This is a genomic window from Acetobacter pomorum (assembly GCF_002738225.1).
GTDB lineage: Bacteria > Pseudomonadota > Alphaproteobacteria > Acetobacterales > Acetobacteraceae > Acetobacter > Acetobacter pomorum.
Genome location: NZ_PEBQ01000107.1, coordinates 1 through 344 on the forward strand (window position 1 = coordinate 1; position 344 = coordinate 344).

Consider the following 344-nt stretch of genomic DNA (forward strand, 5'->3'; position numbering starts at 1 on the left):
GCTGTCAGTGCATGGTAGATCCCCCACACCGTGCCGAACAGACCGATGAACGGTGAGGTGGAGCCCACCGTGCCCAGAAACGCCAGACCCTTTTGCAGGCTGTTCTGGATGTTGTTGACCGCGCGCTGGATGGACATGCCCGTCCAGCTGTGCAGGTCAATGCTTTCCTGCATCGTGCCTTCATGGTGCTCGGCAGCCACAATGCCGGTATCGGCGATGTAGCGGAACGGAGAGGTGGATGTCAGGGCCGAAGCGCCTTCCTGGATGCTATGTTTGGTCCAGAAGCTCTTCGTCGCTTCCTTGGCGGCCGCAAACAGACGGGCCTGCTCAATGAACTTGGTGAT

Annotated in this window: 1 protein-coding gene; it reads right to left on the bottom strand. The window is 59.3% G+C overall.

The genetic code is table 11. From position 1 onward, the window contains the following. A partial coding sequence (locus CSR02_RS16995) for a MotA/TolQ/ExbB proton channel family protein (protein ID WP_244176866.1) occupies window positions 1-344 on the bottom strand: 344 nt, incomplete at both ends.